Below are 20171 nucleotides of genomic sequence, written 5' to 3' on the forward strand. Positions count from 1 at the left end.
GCATGACCAATGCCATGGTGCTATAAGAAGGCCGGATCGTCGCGGCCGAGGACGGTTGCGAGACAACAACTCCAATAACAATCATGTCACTTCGTCTGCCCGGATTCCCTCTACTGGCCCCAGCCCCTGTCATCTCTCCGTCTTTCCGTGCGTCCGCTCATGAAGTCTCGCTTCTGACGTCCTTCGGAAGTGTGCGAAACAGGACAAGCACCCTCAACGATCACGACGTGGTTGGGGACGGCGCCGCGATGCAGGACGAAACCCGCGACCTGCAACTCGTTTTCACCATCAGCGCCGATTTCCATTCGGCGCAAACCGCTTCCGCCTGCTGAACCCACAACACCCAAGGAGATAACTTGAAGAGGAGCCTGTTTGCCCTGCTCGCTGTACTCGCCCTGATGCTTTCGGGATGTGCAGTCAATCGGGCCACCGCAACGGTCGATCCGTCTGCAGATCTCGGCAGCCTCAAGTCGTTGCATGTGAAAAAGAAAGCTGACGACGACCGCGCAATAGACCAACTCATTGCTACCGAGTTGAGATCTCGCGGTTACACCGTGACCACCGATCCCGACGTATCCCAGACACCCGATGCCACCGTGTCCTACGTAGACAAGTGGTTCTGGGACATCACGATGTACATGCTGGAGCTGACCATCATCATCAGCGATCCGAAGGACGACTATCCGCTCGCAAGCGGAAACTCCCTGCACACATCCCTCACGCGGAAGTCACCGCCGGAAATGGTGACCGAAGTTCTCGACAACATTTTCAAGAAGCAGGAGAAGTAAGACATGCGCACCGCTCCCCTCCAACGCCTTAAGGCAGCGATCATCACCTCGATGGTTCTCGGGCTGACGGCCTGCGCCTCGCCTGTGAGTCGCGATGCGATCACGGTGAAGCTGGAAGGCCTCAAGACGAACCCGCATAGCGTCTCGGTAGCTACGCAGGGCGGCACCGAAACCTCAGCCATGACCGGTACGCACCTCTCCGACCAGGAGCTCAAGGCTGCGATCGAGGCCTCGATTGCCAAGTCGGAACTGTTCCAGAGCGTCGTGCAAGGGAAGGATGGGGACTATCTGCTGACGGTGACGGTCACCCGAATGGATCGCCCGATGTTTGGCCTGGACCTGATGGTCGAGATGGAAGCGGGTTGGGTGCTGAGCAAGGTTTCCGACAAATCAGTGGTGATGCGGAAGGTCGTCAAATCATCGTTTACCGCGACCTTCAGCGATGCCTTCGCTGCCGTGACGCGCCTGCGCCTCGCCGTCGAGGGCGTTACGCGGAAGAACATCGAAGAAGGTCTGAAGGCGGTCAGCGAGGCCAGCCTCTGAGCATTGCAGGGCTGCGCACATACGAGGCACGTTACTCGGCGCTTCGCTCTGCAACGAGGCACTCAGCAGTGATGATTGCCCCGATGGCCGCGCAACGGAAGCGCCTGTCGCAGGCTTCCTGATCAAAAAAAGGCCACGCACTCAGCGTGGCCTTTTCATTTGCTGCGGTCCGGCTCACTCCACCGTCACGCTCTTCGCCAGATTCCGCGGCTTGTCCACATCGGTGCCCTTCACCAGCGCGGCGTGGTAGGCGAGCAACTGCAGCGGCACGACGTGCAGCACCGGTGACAGCAGGCCGTAGTTCTCCGGCATGTTCAGGATGTGCACGCCCTCGCCTTCGACCATTTCGGTGCCGGCGTCGGCGATGACGTAGAGCTCGCCGCCACGGGCGCGGACTTCCTGGATGTTGCTCTTGAGCTTTTCGATCAGCGCGTCGTTCGGGGCGATGGCGATGACCGGCATGTCGCGGTCGACCAGGGCCAGCGGGCCGTGCTTCAGTTCGCCGGCCGGGTAGGCTTCGGCGTGGATGTAGGAAATCTCCTTGAGCTTGAGCGCGCCTTCGAGCGCGATCGGGTAGTGCTGGCCGCGACCAAGGAAGAGGGCGTGGTGCTTCATCGCGAAGCGTTCGGCCCAGGCCTGGATCTGCGGTTCGAGCTCGAGCACGCGGGTGACCGCGCCCGGCAGGTGGCGCAGCGCGCCGAGGTATTTCTCTTCCTGCGCGACGCTGAGCGTGCCGCGGGTCTTGGCCATGGCCAGCGTGAGCAGCGCGAGCGCGGCGAGCTGGGTGGTGTAGGCCTTGGTCGAGGCGACGCCGATTTCCGGGCCGGCGCGGGTGATGAAACGCAGGCTGGATTCGCGCACGATGGCCGATTCCGGCACGTTGCAGATGGCCAGCGTGCGGGTCATGCCAAGCGACTTGGCGTACTTCAGCGCGGCCAGCGTGTCGGCGGTTTCGCCGGACTGCGAAATGGTGACGACCAGCGTGTCGGGGTCGGCCACCGGCTTGCGGTAGCGGTATTCGCTGGCGATCTCGACCGAGCATTCGATGCCGGCGATGTCTTCCAGCCAGTAGCGGGCGACCAGGCCGGCGTGAAAGCTGGTGCCGCAGGCGAGCACGAGCACGCGGCGCACCGAGCGGAACACGCTGTCGGCTTCGACGCCGAACAGGTTGGGCGTGATCGAGCGCGCCTGGGCCAGCATTTCGAGCGTGTTCGACAGCGCGGCCGGCTGCTCGAAAATCTCTTTCTGCATGTAGTGGCGGTAGCTGCCCAGTTCGACCGCGTCGGCCGACAGCTGGCTCACTTGCACCGGGCGTTCGACCGGCGTGCCGTCGAGACGCATGATGCGCATCGAGTTGCGGGTGAGTTCGGCCATGTCGCCGTCTTCGAGGTAGATCATGTTGCGCGTGACCTGCAGCAGCGCCGAGGTGTCGGAGGCGGCGTAGTTGCCGGAATCCGACTGGCCCAGCACCAGCGGCGAGCCGTGGCGGGCGACGACGATGCGCGAGTCTTCGCCTTCGGTGACGATGGCGATGGCGTAGGCGCCGATCAGTTCGCCACAGGTGGCGCGCACGGCGTCGAGCAGGTCGGGCGTGGTCTTCAGGTGGTGGCGCACCAGGTGGGCGATCACTTCGGTGTCGGTTTCCGACGTGAAGGTGTAGCCGAGGCCGGTGAGGCGGGCGCGCAGCGGCTCGAAGTTCTCGATGATGCCGTTGTGCACGACGGCCAGACCGTCGCTGATGTGCGGGTGCGCGTTGCGCTCGGACGGTACGCCGTGCGTGGCCCAGCGGGTGTGGGCGATGCCGATGGCGGCGTCGAGCTGCTGTTCGCTGGCCTGGGTGGCCAGTTCGGCCACGCGGCCGACCGAGCGCAGGCGGCGCAGTTCGGTGCCGTTGGCGCCATTCAGCACGGCGAGGCCGGCCGAGTCATAGCCCCGGTATTCGAGCTTGCGCAGCCCTTCGAGCAGGACGGGAACGATGTTCTGGCCGGCGATGGCCGCGACGATGCCACACATGGGAAATCCTTTGCCGTTGCGATGCGTTGTGTGTCGGTTACTGCCCGGTCATTTCTTTTTCTTCACCGGCCGGGTCCAGCCGGTGATGGTGGTCTGGCGCACGCGCGAGATCGTGAGCTCGCCCGGCGGTGCGTCCTGCGTCAGTGTGGTGCCGGCGCCCAGCGTGGCGCCGCGGCCGACGGTGACCGGCGCGACCAGCTGGGTGTCGGAGCCGATGAACACGTCGTCTTCGATGATGGTGCGGAATTTGTTGGCGCCGTCGTAGTTGCAGCAGATGGTGCCGGCGCCGATGTTCACGCGGCTGCCCACGGTGGCGTCGCCGACGTAGGCAAGGTGGTTGGCCTTGCTGTGTGCGGCGATGTCGCTGTTCTTCACTTCGACGAAGTTGCCGATGTGGACGTCTTCCGCCAGGTTCGCACCGGGGCGCAGACGCGCGTAGGGGCCGAGCTGGCAGCCGGCGCCGACCACGGCGTCGTCGAAATGACAGAAGGGCGCGATGACGGTGCCGGCGGCGACGGTGACGTTGCGCAGCACCGAGTGCGCGCCCACCTTGACGCCGTCGCCCAGTTCGACGCGGCCTTCGAAGATGCAGCCGATGTCGATCTCGACGTCGCGGCCGCAGACCAGCTCGCCGCGCACGTCGATGCGTGCCGGGTCACGCAGCGTGACGCCTTCGGCCAGCAGACGCTCGGCGTTCTCGCGCTGATGGATGCGTTCGAGTTCGGCCAGTTGCGCCTTGTCATTCACGCCCAGCGTTTCCGACACGCGCGCCGGCTGCGTGCTCACCACCGGCACGCCGTCGCGCACGGCGGCCGCGACCACGTCGGTCAGGTAGTACTCGCGCTGGGCGTTGTCGTTCGACAGCTGGTCGAGCCAGCCGGCGAGCTTGCCGCCGGGCACGACCATGATGCCGGTGTTCACTTCGCGGATGGCGCGCTCGGCCTCGGAGGCATCCTTCTGCTCGACGATGCGCACGATGCGGCCCTCGCCGTCGCGCACGATGCGGCCGTAGCCGGTCGGGTCGTCGAAGCTGACGGTAAGGATGGCGAGCTTGTCGTTGCCGGCCGCTTCGGCCAGCTTGACCAGCGTGTCGGCGCGCAGCAGCGGCACGTCGCCGTAAAGTATGAGCACCGGTTCGTCGCGCGACAGATGCGGCAGCGCCTGGCGGACGGCGTGACCGGTGCCGAGCTGTTCGGCCTGCAGCGCCCAGTCGACCGCGAGATCGGGGAAAGCTGCGCGCACTGCGTCGCCACCGTGGCCGTACACCACGCAGGTGTGCGACGGGTTCAGGGACGCTGCGGTGCGCAGCACATGCCCGAGCAGCGGGCGGTCAGACAGGGGTTGCAGCACCTTGGGCAGGGCGGAGCGCATGCGCTTGCCTTGCCCGGCTGCCAGAATGACGATCTGCATCGGACACCATATGGCGGAAAACCGCGTGGATTCTAGCATTCGGGGTACGACGGCCTGCTGCGCAGCAGTTCTCGCCCACCGCGTGTTTGCAACCTGCCGACGTGCGCGTTGCCATAGATTTAACAATTCAACCGGGAGGTCTACGACATGAAAGCCGCCGCCCTTTACGCCGCCCTCTGCATGCTGCCCGTGACGCTGTTCGCGGGCGACACCGTGCACCGCTGGGTCGATGAACGCGGCGTCGTGAATTACGGCGACGCGCCGCCCGAGGGTCGCAAATCGACGCCGATCCGCACCGTCGATCCGCTCACCGTGACCGGCTCACCGCCCCCTGCCCGTGCTGCGACGCCGCCAGCCCCGCCAGGTGGAGTGGCAGACCGCGACGCGGTACAGCGCGAGGTCGAATCGGCATTGCAGCGGGAACGTGCATCGGTCGCGCGAGAGAGCGCCGCGCGGCAGGAAGCTGCGATGGCGGAAGCGCGCCGTCGCTGCCTGGAACAGAGGCGTGTGGATTGCGACGATCCGGCGCTGATCGAGGAAACCCTGTACGGCGTACCGCCACGCATCATCCGTCGCCACCCTCCCCTCTACCCGCCGATAGCCCGTCCGCCCGCACCGCCCCCGGAGCCGCCGGTGCTGATGCGAAAGTTGCCGTAGGTGGGCGTTTGAGCGGTCGCCGGCGAGTGGGCGGGGCTCTGTGGGAGGGGTCTTGACCCCGACAGCAGCCTGCGTCGAAGCCGGCGGACTGCAGCGGCCGCGTCGCGGCCAAGGCCGCTCCCACAGGGGGGGCGCCAGACCTGCGGCCCGAGGCGGAATCAGGGTTCTGTGGGAGGGGTCTTCTGACCCCGACGGGGCCTGTGATCAAGCACCGCTTCCTACTCAGGCGCCGCAGTCGCGGTCGGAAGACCGCTCCTACATGGGAGGCGCCTGACCCGAGACCCAACCCGAGCCAGGTCTTGTGGGAGCGAGCTTGCTCGCGATTGCGGCCCTCGCGCCAACACCGGCCCGGCGGCCGGCGTTCCCCTGTCCCCGCCTGTGGGCGGTCAGAGAGGGGCGGAGAGATCAACGCGGCAGAGTGGTCGAACCCAGGAGGAACTGATCGACTTCGCGTGCGCACTGCCGGCCCCGCGCCAACGCCGGCCGGTCGGCCGGCGTTCCCCACTCCCCGCCTGTGGGCGGTCAGAGAGGGGCGGAGAGATCAACGCGGCAGAGTGGTCGAACCCATGAGGAACTGATCCACCTCGCGGGCGCATTGGCGCCCTTCTCTGATCGCCCACACCACCAGCGATTGCCCGCGGCGCATGTCGCCGGCGGCGAATACCTTGGGCACGTTGGTGGCGTAGCAGCCTTCACCGTCGGTGGTGGCGCGGGCGTTGCCACGGCCGTCCTTCTCGACGCCGAAGCTTTCGATGATGCTGCCAGCCGGGCTGACGAAGCCCATCGCGAGCAGCACGAGGTCGGCCTTCAGCAGTTGCTCGGTGCCGGCCACTTCCTGCATGCGACCGTCCTTCCACTCGACGCGCACGGTCTTGACCTGGGTGACCTTGCCGTTCTCGCCGATGAATTCCTTGGTGGCGATCGCCCAGTCACGCTCGCAGCCTTCTTCGTGGCTGGACGAGGTGCGCAGCTTGATCGGCCAGTAGGGCCATACCAGCGGCTTGTTCTCCGACTCCGGCGGCTGCGGCATCAGTTCGAACTGGATGACGCTGGCCGCGCCGTGACGGTTCGAGGTGCCGACGCAGTCGGAACCGGTGTCGCCGCCGCCGATCACGACCACGTGCTTGCCGGTGGCCATGATCTGGTCGGGCACGGTGTCGCCGGCAACGACGCGGTTCTGCAGCGGCAGGAAGTCCATCGCGAAATGCACGCCGGCCAGTTCGCGGCCCGGCACCGGCAGGTCGCGCGGCTGTTCAGCACCGCCGGCGAGGATGACGGCGTCGAACTCGGCCTTGAGCTGCTCCGGGCTGACCACGGTGGCGGCGTCGCTGTGCACCGGCGAACCTTCAGGCAGCGGGCCGACCTGCACACCGGTGCGGAAGGTCACGCCTTCGGCTTCCATCTGCGCGATGCGGCGGTCGATGTGCGACTTTTCCATCTTGAAGTCGGGGATGCCGTAGCGCAGCAGACCGCCGACGCGGCTGTTCTTCTCGAACACGGTCACGTCGTGACCGGCGCGCGCCAGCTGCTGCGCGGCGGCCATGCCGGCCGGGCCGGAGCCGACGACCGCGACCTTCTTGCCGGTCTTCGTCGCCGGCGGCTGCGGCACCACCCAGCCGTTCTCCCAGGCCTTGTCGATGATGGCGTGCTCGATCGACTTGATGCCCACTGCGTCGCTGTTGATGTTCAGCGTACAGGCGGCTTCGCACGGCGCCGGACAGATGCGGCCGGTGAATTCCGGGAAGTTGTTGGTCGAGTGCAGCACCTCGATCGCCTGCTTCCAGTCCTGGCGGTAAACTAGGTCGTTGAAGTCGGGGATGATGTTGTTGACCGGGCAGCCGCTGTTGCAGAACGGGATGCCGCAGTCCATGCAGCGCGCGCCCTGGATCTTCGCTTCCTCGTCGCTCAGGTGGAGCACGAACTCCTTGTAGTTGCGCACGCGCTCGGCGACCGGCAGCGATGCTTCGGACAGACGCTGGTACTCAAGAAAACCGGTGGACTTTCCCATGTTCGATTCTTTTCCTGTTACTTGGCCATCGCTGCAGCCGGCGCATCCGCCTTGGCAGCCATTTCACGCAGCGCGCGGCGGTACTCGACCGGCATCACCTTGACGAACTTGCCACGGGCGTTCGCCCAGTCGGCGAGGATGTCGGCGGCACGCTTCGAGCCCGAGAAGGCGGCGTGACGCGCGATCAGGCGACGCAGGATGGCTTCGTCGCTCATCGTCAGGTGGTTGATCGCCGCCTCGCCGATGATGTGGTCGTCGGCGTCATTGGCCAGATCGCCACTGATCGTGTCGAGTTCGACCATCGACATGTTGCAGCGCTTGGCGAAGCTGCCGTCCTCGTCATAGACGTAGGCGACGCCGCCCGACATGCCGGCAGCGAAGTTGCGACCGGTCTGGCCGAGCACGACCACGGTGCCGCCGGTCATGTATTCGCAGCCGTGGTCACCGGTGCCCTCGACCACCGCGATGGCGCCCGAGTTGCGCACGGCGAAACGCTCGCCGGCAACGCCGCGGAAGTAGCACTCGCCTTCGGTCGCACCATAGAGCACGGTGTTGCCGACGATGATGTTCTTCTCGGATGCGCCGCGGAAAGCGTCCGACGGCTTGATCACGATGCGACCACCCGACAGGCCCTTGGCGACGTAGTCGTTGCCCTGACCGGTCAGTTCCAGCGTGATGCCGCGCGCGATGAAGGCGCCGAAGCTCTGGCCGGCGGTGCCGCTGAGCTTCACCATGATGGTGTTGTCAGGCAGGCCCTTGTGACCATAGCGGCGCGCCACTTCGTGCGACAGCATGGTGCCGGCGGTGCGGTTAACATTGGTGATCGGCGATTCGACGACGACCGGCTTGCCGGTTTCGATGGCGTCCTTCGCCTTCGCGATCAGGCTGTGGTCGAGCGCGCGGTCGATGCCGTGGTCCTGCGTTTCGCTGTGCACGCGCGACACTTCGGCCGGAACCGGCGGCATGTAGAAGATGCGCGAGAAGTCGAGGCCGCGCGCCTTCCAGTGTTCGATGCCGGCGCGGGTGTCGAGCAGGTCGGAGCGGCCGACCAGATCGTCGAACTTGCGCACGCCCATCGAGGCCATCAGTTCGCGCACTTCTTCGGCGACGAAGAAGAAGTAATTGACCACGTGTTCCGGCTGGCCGGTGAACTTCTTGCGCAGCACCGGATCCTGGGTGGCGACGCCGACCGGGCAGGTGTTCAGGTGGCACTTGCGCATCATGATGCAGCCCTCGACCACCAGCGGTGCGGTGGCGAAGCCGAATTCGTCGGCGCCCAGCAGCGCGCCGATCAGCACGTCGCGACCGGTCTTCATCTGACCGTCGGCCTGCACGCGGATGCGGCCGCGCAGGCGGTTCAGCACCAGGGTCTGCTGGGTTTCGGCCAGGCCGAGTTCCCACGGCGTACCGCAGTGCTTGATCGACGAGATCGGGCTGGCACCGGTGCCGCCGTCATGACCGGCGATCACCAGATGGTCGGCCTTGGCCTTGGACACGCCGGCGGCCACGGTACCGACACCGATTTCCGACACCAGCTTGACCGAGATCGACGCGGTCGGGTTCGAGTTCTTCAGGTCGTGGATCAGCTGGGCCAGATCCTCGATCGAGTAGATGTCGTGGTGCGGCGGCGGCGAAATCAGACCGACGCCCGGCACCGAGTGGCGCAGGAAGCCGATGTATTCCGACACCTTGTGGCCAGGCAGCTGACCGCCTTCGCCCGGCTTCGCGCCCTGGGCCATCTTGATCTGGATCTGGTCGGAGTTGGCCAGGTATTCGGCGGTGACGCCGAAACGGCCGGACGCGACCTGCTTGATCTTGGAGCGCAGCGAATCGCCCTTCTTCAGCGGCAGCGCGACTTCGACGCGCGACGAGCCGATCAGCTTGTCGAGCGTGGTGTCTTCGGTCACCGGGTTGAAGCGGATCGGGTCTTCACCGCCCTCGCCGGTGTTCGACTTGCCGCCGATGCGGTTCATCGCGATGGCCAGCGTGGTGTGCGCTTCGGTCGAGATCGAGCCGAGCGACATCGCGCCGGTGGCGAAGCGCTTGACGATTTCGGTCGCCGGCTCGACTTCGGACAGCGGCACCGGTGCGCCCGCCGGCTTGATGTCGAACAGACCACGCAGCGTCATGTGACGCTTGGTCTGGTCGTTGATGATGCGGGCGTATTCCTTGTACGTGTCGTACTTGTTGGTACGCGTCGAGTGCTGCAGCTTGGCGATCGCGTCCGGCGTCCACATGTGCTCTTCGCCGCGGATGCGGAAGGCGTACTCGCCACCGGCATCGAGCGCATTGGCCAGCACCGGGTCGTTGCCGAAGGCCTGGGCGTGCGTGCGCAGCGCCTCTTCGGCCACTTCCTGCAGGCCGATGCCTTCGACCTGGGTGGCGGTGCCGGTGAAGTAGCGGGCAACGAAGGCCGAGTTGAGGCCGATCGCTTCGAAGATCTGCGCGCCGCTGTACGACTGGTAGGTCGAGATGCCCATCTTGGACATGACCTTGTTCAGGCCCTTGCCCACCGCCTTGATGAAGCGCTTCGACGCGTCCTTGGTCGACAGACCGGACGGCAGCTCGTTGGAAATTTCGGCGATCGTGTCGAAAGCGAGCCACGGACAGATCGCTTCTGCGCCGTAACCGGCGAGCAGCGCGAAATGGTGGGTTTCACGCGCCGAACCGGTGTCGATCACGAGGCCGGTCAGCGTGCGCAGGCCCTTGCGCACCAGGTGGTGGTGCACGGCCGACGTGGCCAGCAGCGCCGGGATGGCGACGCGCTCGCGCGAGGCCGCGCGGTCGGACAGGATGACGATGTTGAAACCATCGGCCACCGACTTCTCGGCCGCTTCCTGCAGGCGCTTGATCGCCCCTTCGCAGGCAGCGGCGCCGTCGGCCGCCGGGTAGGTGATGTCGAGCACCAGCGAACGGTACTTGCCGCCGGTCAGGCGCTCGATGTCGCGCAGGCGCAGCACGTCTTCGTTGGTGAGCACCGGCTGGGTGACTTCCAGGCGCGGCGTCAGGCCGTCCTCGTTGTCGGCCACACCCATCAGGTTGGGACGCGGGCCGATGAAGGAGGCGAGCGACATCACGATCTCTTCGCGGATCGGGTCGATCGGCGGGTTCGTGACCTGGGCGAACAGCTGCTTGAAGTAGGAATACAGCGGCTTGTTCTTGTCCGACAGCACCGGCAGCGCGGAGTCGTTACCCATCGAGCCGATGGCTTCTTCGCCACCGGCCGCCATCGGCGCCAGGATGAACTTGATGTCTTCCTGCGTGTAGCCGAAGGCCTGCTGCGTATCGAGCAGGGTTTCGCTGCGCTCGGTGGCGTACTTGATCTCTTCCAGTTCGGTCAGGAAGAAACGCGAATCGGTGATCCACTTGTCGTACGGGTATTCAGTGGACAGCTCGTGCTTGAGCGCGGCGTCCTCGATGATCGCGCCCTTTTCGAGGTCGATCATGAACATCTTGCCCGGCTGCAGGCGCCACTTCTGCACGATGCGCTCGTCCGGAATCGGCAGCACGCCCATTTCGGAGGCCATCACGACCATGTCGTCGTCGGTGACCAGGAAGCGCGCCGGACGCAGGCCATTGCGGTCCAGCGTGGCGCCGATCTGGCGGCCGTCGGTGAAGGCCACGGCGGCCGGGCCGTCCCACGGCTCCATGATGGCGGCGTGGAATTCGTAGAAGGCGCGACGCTCTTCGTCCATCAGCGGATTGCCGGCCCAGGCTTCGGGGATCAGCATCATCATGGCGTGGGCCAGCGAATAGCCGCCCATCACCAGCAGTTCGAGCGCGTTGTCGAACGAGGCCGAATCGGAGCCGCCTTCGTCGATGAGCGGCCACAGCTTGTCGAGGTCGTCGCCGAGTGCAGCCGACTTCATCGACTTCTGACGCGCCTTCATCCAGTTGATGTTGCCGCGCACGGTGTTGATCTCACCGTTGTGGGCAATCATGCGGAAGGGGTGGGCCAGATCCCAGGTCGGGAAGGTGTTGGTCGAGAAGCGCTGGTGCACCAGCGCGAGTGCGGACTGGGCGCGCGCGTCCTGCAGGTCGAGGAAGTACTCGCCAACCTGGTGCGCCAGCAGCATGCCCTTGTAGACAATGGTGCGCGAGGACAGCGACGGAATGTAGAACTGCTTCACGTCAGCCAGCTTCAGCGCGCGCACGGCGTGCTCGACGCGCTTGCGCACGACGAACAGCTTGCGTTCGAAGGCGATCTGGTCGGCGACGGCATCGGGACGGGCGATGAACACCTGACGCATCTGCGGCTCGATCGCTCGCGCGGCTTCGGCCAGGATGCTGCTGTCGCGCGGAACGTCGCGCCAGCCGAGGAAGGTGAGGCCTTCTTCGTGGATGATGCGCGCAACGACCGACTCACAGGCGGCACAGCCATTGGCCGATTGCGGCAGGAAAACGGTTCCACAGGCGTAGTCGCCGGCGGGCGGCAGCGTGATACCGATCTTCGCGGCCTCGGCGCGCATCAGCGCGTCAGGCATCTGGATCAAAATGCCGGCGCCATCGCCGAGCAGCGGGTCGTAACCGGTTGCGCCACGGTGATCGAGGTTCTTCAGGATCAGCAGACCCTGTTCGATGATGTCGTGCGATTTGCGATTCTTGATGTTCGCAACGAAACCCACACCACATGCATCACGCTCGTTTTCGGGGTCGTACAGACCCTGAGTATGGGGAAGACCCATTGCTTTCGTCCTCGAAACTCGTTTGCCAACCGCGCGCGGCATCGCTCTGATCGCTCGCCACTGCGGGAATTCGCACCGCCGCATCCACGAAAAAGCCGGTTTCCGCGGTCATCCTCTAAAGGGGATTTGGCGGGCACCGGCTCGGGTGGCCTCGCCGACTCGTCGGTGAGACCGGCACAGGCACTTTGGGGGTGGACGACGGAGTATAAAACCTTGATCCGCTGCGTACAACACCCGTGCGGCAGCGCATCAAACAGCGCCGACCGACGGGGTCAGATCTCGCCGACCGCGAACAGGCGGCGGTGCTCGCGCATCGCGTAACGGTCGGTCATGCCGGCGATGTAGTCGGCGATGGCGCGCGGCTTGTCGTCGCGGGCCATGAGCTGGTACTGCGGCGGCAGCAGGCGCGGGTCGTCCATGAAGGCGCCGAACAGTTCGGCGATGATGCGGCGCGCCTTGGCGGTCATACGCAGCACCTGATAGTGACGGTACAGGTTGTCGCGCAGGAACTGCTTGAGCTTGAGCTGCTCGGCCCGCATCGTTTCGCTGTAGGCGACCAGCACCGGGGCAGCGCGCACGTCGTCGATGGAGCGTGGCGCCACGGCTTCGATGCGGCCCGTCGTTTCCCCCACCAGATCAATCACTTGCGCATTGATCATGCGGCGGATCGCCTCATGGATCAGACGCCGGCCGGCGATCTGCGGGTACAGATCGACCACTTCGCGGCGGAAGCGGGCGAAGATCGGAACCTCTTCCAGCTGTTCCAGCGTGATCAGGCCGGAACGCAGCCCGTCGTCGACGTCGTGGTTGTTGTAGGCGATTTCGTCGGCCAGATTGCAGATCTGCGCCTCGATGGTCGGCTGCGTGCGGTCGAGAAAGCGCTTGCCCAGTTCGCCCAGTTCGCGCGCGCGCGTCGGCGAACAGTGCTTAAGGATACCCTCGCGCGTCTCGAAGGTGAGGTTCAGGCCATCGAAGGCGCCGTAGCGCTCCTCCAGCAGATCGACCGTGCGCAGGCTCTGCAGGTTGTGCTCGAAACCGCCGTAGTCGCGCATGCATTCGTTCAGCGCGTCCTGACCGGCGTGGCCGAAAGGCGTGTGGCCAAGATCATGGGCAATCGACACCGCCTCGGCCAGATCCTCGTTCACCCGCAGTGCCCGCGCGATCGAGCGCGCGATCTGTGCGACCTCGATGCTGTGCGTGAGCCGGGTGCGGAAGAGGTCGCCTTCGTGATTGACGAACACCTGGGTCTTGTATTCGAGCCGGCGGAAGGCCGTGCTGTGCACGATGCGGTCGCGGTCGCGCTGGAACTGGCTGCGCCCGTGCGGCGAATCTTCCGGAAAGCGGCGTCCGCGCGAATTCTCGTCGCAGGCTGCGTAGGGCGCGAGTTCAGGCATTCGCGCAGCAGTGCTCGATGGAAGCGGCGATGTCGGCTGCCGGGGCATCGCCGTACACGACGGCCTCGCCAATGCGCTTGAGCAGCACCAGCCGCAACTTGCCGGCCTCGACCTTCTTGTCGTGCGACATCAGTTCGAGGTAGCGCTCTACGCCCAGCTTCGGTCCGCGCAGCGCCAGACCGGCGGATTCGTGGATGCGCTGGATGCGTGCGACGTCGTCGTCGGTCAGCCAGCCGAGCCGGCGCGACAGCTCGGCCGCCATCAACGTGCCGGCCGCAACGGCCTCGCCGTGCAGCCACTCGCCGTACCCAAGACCGGTTTCGATCGCGTGGCCGAAGGTGTGGCCGAGGTTGAGGTGGGCGCGCACGCCGGCTTCGGTTTCGTCCTCGATGACGACTTCCGCCTTGTTGCGGCAGGAGCGCTCGATGGCGAAGGCCAGCGCTTCGGTGTCGCGCGCCAGCAGGCGCGGCATGTTGATTTCGAGCCAGTCGAAGAACTCGCGATCGCGGATCAGGCCGTACTTGATCACTTCGGCCAGACCGGCCTTCAGCTCGCGGTCGGGCAGCGTGTCCAGCGTATCGATGTCGGCCAGCACCAGTTTGGGCTGGTAGAAGGCGCCGATCATGTTCTTGCCGAGCGGATGGTTGATCGCGGTCTTGCCACCGACCGACGAATCGACCTGTGACAGCAGCGTGGTCGGCACCTGGATGAAGGGCACGCCGCGCTGGTAGGTCGCCGCGGCGAAGCCGACCATGTCACCGATGACGCCGCCGCCGAGCGCGATCAGCGTCGTCGAGCGCTCGACGCGGGCGCCGAGCAGCGCGTCGAAAATGAGGTTCAGCGTCGGCCAGTCCTTGTGTGCCTCGCCGTCAGGCAGCACGACCAGCTGGCGGGCAACGCCGACCGAGTCCAGCGCATCGAGCACGCGCGCGGCGTACAGCGGCGCGACGATTTCATTGCTGATGACCACGGCGCGCTTGCGCTTCAGTACCGACGCGAACAGGTCGCCGCGGTCTATCAGACCACGACCGATATGGATGTCGTAGGCGCGCTCGTCGAGCGCCACGTTCAGGCTGCGCATCGGTTCAGGTATTCCCGTTCAAGTTTCCGCACGATGGACAGCGGGCTGCCCTGGCCGCTTTCGGCGATGAAATCGGCGACCTCCCGGTACAGAGGGTCGCGCAGGCCGTGAAGTTCGCGCACGCGGGCGCGCGGATCGTCGACCTGCAGCAGCGGCCGGTTGCGATCGCCGCGGGTGCGCGACCACAGTATGTCGGGCGGCACGTCGAGATAGACCACCCAGCCACCAGCCTTCAGGTTCTGCCGATTCATCGGGTCGAGCACCGCACCGCCGCCGGTGGCCAGCACCAGCCCGGTTTCGTGGGCCAGTGCTTCGATGGTCGCAGCCTCGCGCCTGCGAAAGCCGGCTTCACCCTCGATTTCGAAGATGGTCGGAATGCTGACGCCGGTGCGCGCCTCGATCTCGTGATCGCAGTCGACGAAGCGCTTGCGCAGCCTGCGCGCGAGCTGGCGGCCGACGGTCGTTTTGCCGGCGCCCATCATGCCGACCAGAAAAATGTTGTCGCTATGTTCCACCGGCCGGATTCTAGCAGCGCAAAAAGAAAGCGGCCCCGTTGCCGGGGCCGCCCGATGCCACGTCGATGAGGTCGCTCAGCGCAGCGTCAGGTTGTCGCTGACGATGCGCGGCGTCACGAAGATGAGCAGTTCCGCGCGGTTGTCACGGGTTTCCGTATTGCGGAACAGAAAGCCGACGTAAGGCAGATCGCCGAGGAAAGGCACGCGCGTCTGGGTGCGGCGCTCGTCCTGCGTGTAGATACCGCCAATGACCACCGTACCGCCGTTCTCGACGAGCACATCGGTCTTGACGTGCTTGGTGTCGATGGCCACCCCCGAACCCGTCGAGAGCTGGGTGTTCGGCGTGTCCTTGTTGATGTCGAGCGCCATCTGCACACGACCGTCCGGCGTGATCTGCGGCTTCACCTGCAACTTGAGGTTGGCCTTGCGGAAGGACACGCTGGTCGCGCCAGAACTGGTTGCCTGCTGGTAGGGGATTTCGACGCCCTGCTCGATCAGTGCCTCGTTCTGATCCGAGGTCATGACACGCGGACTGGAAATCACCTTGCCCTTGCCGTCCTGTTCGAGCGCCGACAGTTCGAGGTTCAGGAAACGCGTCGCCGCCGAATTGAACAGCACGAAGGACAATTGGCCCGGCGTACGCGGCGTGATGTTGTTTGCACGCAGATTCGTACTCAACGAATCGGTCAGGAAGTTCGGCTGGGTCTGCACCTGGCCAGTCTGGAAACCGGTCGCCGCCGCGGAACCACCGATATTGAGACCCGCGCGACCCAGCTGCACCGAACCAGCGGCCGTCTGGTTGATACCGAGACGTGCGCCGAGGTTCTTCGCGAAGTCCTCGTTCGCTTCGACGATACGCGCCTCGATCAGGACCTGGCGGGTCGCCACGTCGAGCTCGATCAGGATGCGGCGGATGTCTTCGAGTCGCGACGGGATGTCGGTCACGATGAGCTTGTTGGTGCGCGTGTCCATCACGATCGACCCACGCTTGGACAGGAAGCGCTTGTCCTTGTCGTCGAGGATGGATTTGTACAGAACTTCCGCCTTGTGATAGTTCAGCTGGAAGGTTTCGGTACGCAGCGGCTCGAGCTCGCTCACCTGCTGCTGGCTTTCGAGCGCCAGCTTTTCCTTTGCCGTCAGCTCGTCGCGCGGCGCGATCCAGATGACGTTGCCAGTCTTGCGCTTGTCCAGCCCCTTGGCGTCGAGAATGATGTCGAGGGCCTGGTCCCAGGGGACGTCCTTCAGTCGCAGCGTCAGCGAACCACCGACGGTGTCGGACGTGATGATGTTGTTGTCGGTGAAGTCGGCGATCACCTGCAGCACCGAACGCACGTCGATATTCTGGAAATTCAGCGACAGCTTCTCGCCCTGGTAGCCCGGCTTGCTGCCCTGAACCAGCTTGTTCGGATCCTCGACCAGACGCTTCACCTCGAGGATGAACTGATTCTCGCTCTGGTAGGCGTTGTGCTCCCAGAGACCGGTCGGAGTGACCGTGAGGCGGGTATTGGCACCCGAGCGCACGACTTCCATCTGCGTGATCGGCGTGCCGAAGTCGGTCACGTCATAGCGCTTCAGGAATTCCTCGGCCACCGAGGCGCGCAGGAATTCGACCACCAGCTTCGTACCCTGCTGGCGGATGTCGATACCGATGTTCGGATCCGACAGTTCGACCACGACGCGACCTTCACCATCCTTGCCGCGGCGGAAGCCGACGTTGCGCAGGGTCTGCGTACCTTCGTTCGCAGCCGGCTCGGCGAATCGGGACGTTTTGTCGGACTGGGCGACAGCCTCTGCGTTGGTCGGCATCGCCAGGCTGATGTACAGGTCGCGCCCGGACAGCCGGGTATTGAAGGTGGACAGCTTGTTGAGGTTGAGCACCAGTCTCGTACGGTCACCGACCTCGACGATGTTGAAGCTGCGCAGGTGCGCTTCGTTCAAGTTCTGGGACGAGCGGCCGAGCGCGTTTCCGGTCGCCGGGAAATCGAAGGCGATGCGCGCGGGCGAGGCGACGCTGAAGTTGGCGGGCACCGTGGCCAGTTCGGACTTGGTCGTCACCTTGACCAGCACCTCCCCGCCCTGCTGCGACACCAGGATGGACTCGATGCTGTTCGGCTGTGCCTGTGCGACGGCAAGTGCCGGTATCGAAGCGACGGCGAGCGCGCACAGCAGGCCGGCGAGTTTGCGGACGAAATTCATTTTTTTGCCTCCTGCTCCTGCAACTGGAGCGTACTGGTACGTTCGACCCATTCGCCGTCCGCGTCCTGAACGATTTCCTTCAAGGTGATGCCATCGCCGGATATCGACGTGATGACACCGAAGTTCTGACCCATGTAATTGCCGCTGCGCACGCGATGCAAGGTCGTGTCCGCCTTGATCAGCGCATAGGTGACCCGCCCCTGCTCGAGCAGACCGACCATGGCCAGCGTGTCGAGCGGGTACTGCTCCAGCGGCTCCTTGCGCCGGTCGAGGTCGGGCGTGATGCCACCGCCACCGCCGCCGCCCTTCTTCCGCTCGGGCTCGATCTTCTGCACGCTGAACGGATCGAGCAGATTGCCCGCTTCGTAGGCAACGATGATCGAAGGCTTGATTTCGGGCAGCGGCTTCACCTGCCCCTTCAGGCCCTGGGTGTTCTCTTCCATCCACGAGCGCAGGTCTTCATGGTCTTCGCTACCGCAGCCCGCCAGCGCCAGACTGGCCGCCAGCATCGTCAGGAGGCGCTTCATTTATTGGCCCCCTTGGCCTTGTCGGCCTTTGCCTTCTTGATTCGGGCAATCTCTTCGTCGTCGAGATAACGGTAGGTGGTCGCCACGGCATCCATCTTCAGGCCGTCCTTGCTTGAATCAATGACGATCGAACCCAGGGTCACGATGCGCGAGAGCTTGGCGACGTCACCGGCAAAGTTGCCGAGGTCGTGATAGCCGCCGGTGACGCGGATCGTGATCGGCATTTCGGCGTAGAAATCCTTGACCGCTTCGCCACCCGGCTTCCAGGTTTCGAACTGCAGGCCGCGGCTCAGACCGGCCTGACTGATGTCGACCAGCAGCGATTCCATCTCGGCCTTGTTCGGAAGCTGCTTGAGCAGCGCACCGAAGGACTTGTCGATGTCGGCCAGCTGTTGCTGGTACTGCTCGAGATTCACCGCCTGACGCTTCTTGTTGAGCCATTCGTCCTTCAGCGTCTGTTCCTCGAGTCGCTTCTGTTCGAGCTCGACGCGCAGCGGATCCCACAGGAACCACCAGCCTGCGGCCAGCGTTGCGACCAGCACACCCAGCAGGACCGCGGCCTTCGGCGCGGTGGCCCAGTTGCCGACGTCCTTCGGGTCGAGATTCTTGAAATCGTCCGCAATGCGCGTGAAATCGATCTGGGGCATCTGGATCTGCTTCATGTCTTGCGCCCCTTCGCCGTCTTGCTGTCGGCCTCGTCCACCGCGCGCGTGATGAACAGATCGAGGCTGAATTCGTTCATGCGGCGCTTGTCGACAGTGGCGCCCTTGATTTCGATGAGGGTCGGGCGCTCGAGCAGCGGCGACGACTCCAGATTCCGCATCAGGCTGGACACCCGCGCGTTCGATTGCGCATACCCGACCAGATTGATCTTGTTCGCCTGCTGCGAAACCTTCTTGATATAGACGCCTTCCGGCACGTTCTTCGCGAGTTCGTTGAACAGGCCGACCGCCTCCGACCGGTTGCCCTGCAGCGACTCGATCACCCGCTTGCGCTGCAGCAGCGCGTCGGTCTGCTCGCGCAACCGCTTGATCTCGTCGATCGACTTGTCGAGCGCAGCGATTTCGGTCTTCAGGAAGGCGTTCTTTTCGTCCTGGGCCGACACGTAACCGCTGATGATGCCGTTGCCGAGCGCCACGATGAGACCGCCGAGCACCAGCGTCAGGCCGGTCAGCGCATAGAACTGCTGGCGCCGAGCCTTGCGCTTCTCCTCGCGATGGGGAAGAAGGTTGATGCGTATCATGCGTCGAACCTCCTGAGCGCAAGGCCGCAGGCCACCAGCAGTGACGGCGCGTCCTGGCTGAGACGCTTGGCGGTGACCGTCTGCGACAGCTGCATGTCGACAAAGGGGTTCGCGATACGGGTTTCGACCTGGGTACGGTTGGCAACCACTTCGTCCAGACCGGGGATCACCGAGCACCCGCCGGCGAGCACGATGTGGTCGACGCTGTTGTACTGCGTCGAGGTGAAGAAGAACTGCAGCGCACGCGACACCTCGAGCGCGAGGTTGTCCATGAAGGGACGCAGCAGATCGTTCTCGTAATTCTCCGGCAGCGTGTTGGTGCGCTTGGCGGCTTCGGCCTCTTCCGGGCTCATGCCGTAGTTGCGCATGATGTCCTGCGTCAGCTGGTAGCCGCCGAACGCCTGCTCGCGCGAATAGACCGGCTGGTCGTTGCGCAGGATGATCACGTTCATCACGTTGGCGCCGACGTCGACCAGCACGATGTTGGTGTCCTTGCCGCCGTCCGGCAGCTGCTTCTCGACCAGTTCGAATGCGGCCTGTGCCGCGTAGGACTCGACATCAACCACGACTGCGCGCAGGCCGGCCGCTTCGGCCACCGCGACGCGGTCCTCGACCTTTTCCTTGCGCGAGGCGGCGATCAGCACCTCGACCTCGTCCGGGTTGCCGGGCGCCGGGCCGACCACCTGGAAATCGAGATTCACCTCGTCGAGCTGGAAGGGGATGTACTGATTGGCTTCCGACTCCACCAGCACTTCGAGCTCCTGCTCGCGCTGATTGGCCGGAACGATGATCTTTTTCGTGATGACGGCCGCCGCTGGCAGGGCCAGCGCGACATTGCGCGTCGACGTGCCCATGCGCTTCCACGCCCGACGCACGGCGTCGGCGACGTCTTCGAGCTTGGCGATGTTGCCATCCACCACCGAATCGCGCGGGAGGTTCTCGATGGCGTAGCGCTCGATGCGGTGCTCGCCCTTCGCTGTCCGGGACAGCTCGACCAGCTTGACCGCCGAGGACGACACGTCCAGCCCCATCAGGGGACGCGCTCCCGGGTTAAATACCGACAGGTCGAAAGCCAAGCTTTTTCCTTTTAAGACAGTGAATTAGGCCCAAT

General features: G+C 64.8%; 15 protein-coding genes. 3 read left to right on the top strand and 12 right to left on the bottom strand.

Features of this window, described 5'->3' with window-relative positions; genetic code table 11:
• Window positions 1–356 precede the first annotated feature (356 nt).
• Both WJU27_RS14195 and WJU27_RS14200 read left to right on the top strand, forming a co-directional pair.
• On the top strand, window positions 357–788 hold the full coding sequence (locus WJU27_RS14195) for a hypothetical protein (protein ID WP_341422526.1): 432 nt from the start codon (window positions 357–359) through the stop codon (window positions 786–788).
• A 3-nt stretch (window positions 789–791) separates the two neighbouring features.
• Entirely contained in the window at window positions 792–1331 is a 540-nt protein-coding gene (locus tag WJU27_RS14200) for a hypothetical protein (RefSeq protein WP_341422528.1), read from the top strand.
• Window positions 1332–1505: 174 nt separating this feature from the next.
• Here the strand turns inward: WJU27_RS14200 and glmS are convergent, their stop codons facing one another.
• Together glmS and glmU are read right to left on the bottom strand one after the other, a co-directional pair.
• The gene (gene glmS, locus WJU27_RS14205) at window positions 1506–3344 is read right to left on the bottom strand and encodes a glutamine--fructose-6-phosphate transaminase (isomerizing) (protein WP_020166066.1); all 1839 of its coding nucleotides are present in this window, start codon (window positions 3342–3344) and stop codon (window positions 1506–1508) included.
• 48 nt (window positions 3345–3392) lie between these two features.
• Complete coding sequence (gene glmU / locus WJU27_RS14210; RefSeq protein ID WP_341422529.1) at window positions 3393–4754, bottom strand: bifunctional UDP-N-acetylglucosamine diphosphorylase/glucosamine-1-phosphate N-acetyltransferase GlmU; 1362 nt, start codon at window positions 4752–4754, stop codon at window positions 3393–3395.
• 147 nt (window positions 4755–4901) lie between these two features.
• Between glmU and WJU27_RS14215 the strand changes: the two genes are divergently transcribed.
• Entirely contained in the window at window positions 4902–5411 is a 510-nt protein-coding gene (locus WJU27_RS14215; protein ID WP_341422530.1) for a DUF4124 domain-containing protein, read from the top strand.
• 541 nt (window positions 5412–5952) lie between these two features.
• On the opposite strand, the gene WJU27_RS14220 is transcribed toward WJU27_RS14215, so the two are convergent.
• The 10 genes from WJU27_RS14220 to WJU27_RS14265 form a co-directional block, all read right to left on the bottom strand.
• A complete protein-coding gene (locus WJU27_RS14220; RefSeq protein WP_020166069.1) occupies window positions 5953–7419 on the bottom strand; it encodes a glutamate synthase subunit beta in 1467 nt (488 codons plus the stop codon).
• Between the two features lie 17 nt (window positions 7420–7436).
• On the bottom strand, window positions 7437–12104 hold the full coding sequence (locus tag WJU27_RS14225; RefSeq protein ID WP_341422531.1) for a glutamate synthase-related protein: 4668 nt from the start codon (window positions 12102–12104) through the stop codon (window positions 7437–7439).
• Between the two features lie 272 nt (window positions 12105–12376).
• On the bottom strand, window positions 12377–13498 hold the full coding sequence (locus WJU27_RS14230; RefSeq protein WP_341422532.1) for a deoxyguanosinetriphosphate triphosphohydrolase: 1122 nt from the start codon (window positions 13496–13498) through the stop codon (window positions 12377–12379).
• A complete protein-coding gene (gene aroB / locus WJU27_RS14235; RefSeq protein WP_341422533.1) occupies window positions 13491–14579 on the bottom strand; it encodes a 3-dehydroquinate synthase in 1089 nt (362 codons plus the stop codon). Before aroB ends, WJU27_RS14230 begins: the two co-directional genes overlap by 8 nt.
• Window positions 14567–15094, bottom strand: a complete 528-nt coding sequence (locus WJU27_RS14240; protein WP_019916501.1) for a shikimate kinase — start codon at window positions 15092–15094, stop codon at window positions 14567–14569. Before WJU27_RS14240 ends, aroB begins: the two co-directional genes overlap by 13 nt.
• A 75-nt stretch (window positions 15095–15169) precedes the next feature.
• Entirely contained in the window at window positions 15170–17290 is a 2121-nt protein-coding gene (locus WJU27_RS14245) for a type IV pilus secretin PilQ (protein WP_341422534.1), read from the bottom strand.
• Complete coding sequence (locus WJU27_RS14250; RefSeq protein ID WP_296813084.1) at window positions 17287–17817, bottom strand: pilus assembly protein PilP; 531 nt, start codon at window positions 17815–17817, stop codon at window positions 17287–17289. Before WJU27_RS14250 ends, WJU27_RS14245 begins: the two co-directional genes overlap by 4 nt.
• Window positions 17814–18479, bottom strand: a complete 666-nt coding sequence (locus tag WJU27_RS14255) for a type 4a pilus biogenesis protein PilO (protein ID WP_020166076.1) — start codon at window positions 18477–18479, stop codon at window positions 17814–17816. Before WJU27_RS14255 ends, WJU27_RS14250 begins: the two co-directional genes overlap by 4 nt.
• On the bottom strand, window positions 18476–19060 hold the full coding sequence (locus WJU27_RS14260) for a PilN domain-containing protein (protein ID WP_020166077.1): 585 nt from the start codon (window positions 19058–19060) through the stop codon (window positions 18476–18478). Before WJU27_RS14260 ends, WJU27_RS14255 begins: the two co-directional genes overlap by 4 nt.
• Entirely contained in the window at window positions 19057–20136 is a 1080-nt protein-coding gene (locus tag WJU27_RS14265) for a pilus assembly protein PilM (protein WP_024300771.1), read from the bottom strand. The genes WJU27_RS14260 and WJU27_RS14265 overlap by 4 nt, the downstream gene beginning before the upstream one ends.
• Window positions 20137–20171: the final 35 nt, after the last annotated feature.

The organism is Methyloversatilis sp. NSM2, from assembly GCF_038066675.1.
In the GTDB taxonomy this organism is placed as follows: Bacteria; Pseudomonadota; Gammaproteobacteria; order Burkholderiales; family Rhodocyclaceae; genus Methyloversatilis; species Methyloversatilis discipulorum_A.

Bases quoted from the DNA above. Each gene is read 5' to 3' on its own strand.
- WJU27_RS14225 (WP_341422531.1), bottom strand. From the start codon at position 12,104: ATGGGTCTTCCCCATACTCAGGGTCTGTACGACCCCGAAAACGAGCGT.
- WJU27_RS14230 (WP_341422532.1), bottom strand. From the start codon at position 13,498: ATGCCTGAACTCGCGCCCTACGCAGCCTGCGACGAGAATTCGCGCGGA.
- WJU27_RS14250 (WP_296813084.1), bottom strand. From the start codon at position 17,817: ATGAAGCGCCTCCTGACGATGCTGGCGGCCAGTCTGGCGCTGGCGGGC.
- WJU27_RS14245 (WP_341422534.1), bottom strand. From the start codon at position 17,290: ATGAATTTCGTCCGCAAACTCGCCGGCCTGCTGTGCGCGCTCGCCGTC.
- glmS (WP_020166066.1), bottom strand. From the start codon at position 3,344: ATGTGTGGCATCGTCGCGGCCATCGCCGGCCAGAACATCGTTCCCGTC.
- WJU27_RS14200 (WP_341422528.1), top strand. From the start codon at position 792: ATGCGCACCGCTCCCCTCCAACGCCTTAAGGCAGCGATCATCACCTCG.
- WJU27_RS14255 (WP_020166076.1), bottom strand. From the start codon at position 18,479: ATGAAGCAGATCCAGATGCCCCAGATCGATTTCACGCGCATTGCGGAC.
- WJU27_RS14215 (WP_341422530.1), top strand. From the start codon at position 4,902: ATGAAAGCCGCCGCCCTTTACGCCGCCCTCTGCATGCTGCCCGTGACG.
- WJU27_RS14220 (WP_020166069.1), bottom strand. From the start codon at position 7,419: ATGGGAAAGTCCACCGGTTTTCTTGAGTACCAGCGTCTGTCCGAAGCA.
- WJU27_RS14260 (WP_020166077.1), bottom strand. From the start codon at position 19,060: ATGATACGCATCAACCTTCTTCCCCATCGCGAGGAGAAGCGCAAGGCT.
- glmU (WP_341422529.1), bottom strand. From the start codon at position 4,754: ATGCAGATCGTCATTCTGGCAGCCGGGCAAGGCAAGCGCATGCGCTCC.
- aroB (WP_341422533.1), bottom strand. From the start codon at position 14,579: ATGCGCAGCCTGAACGTGGCGCTCGACGAGCGCGCCTACGACATCCAT.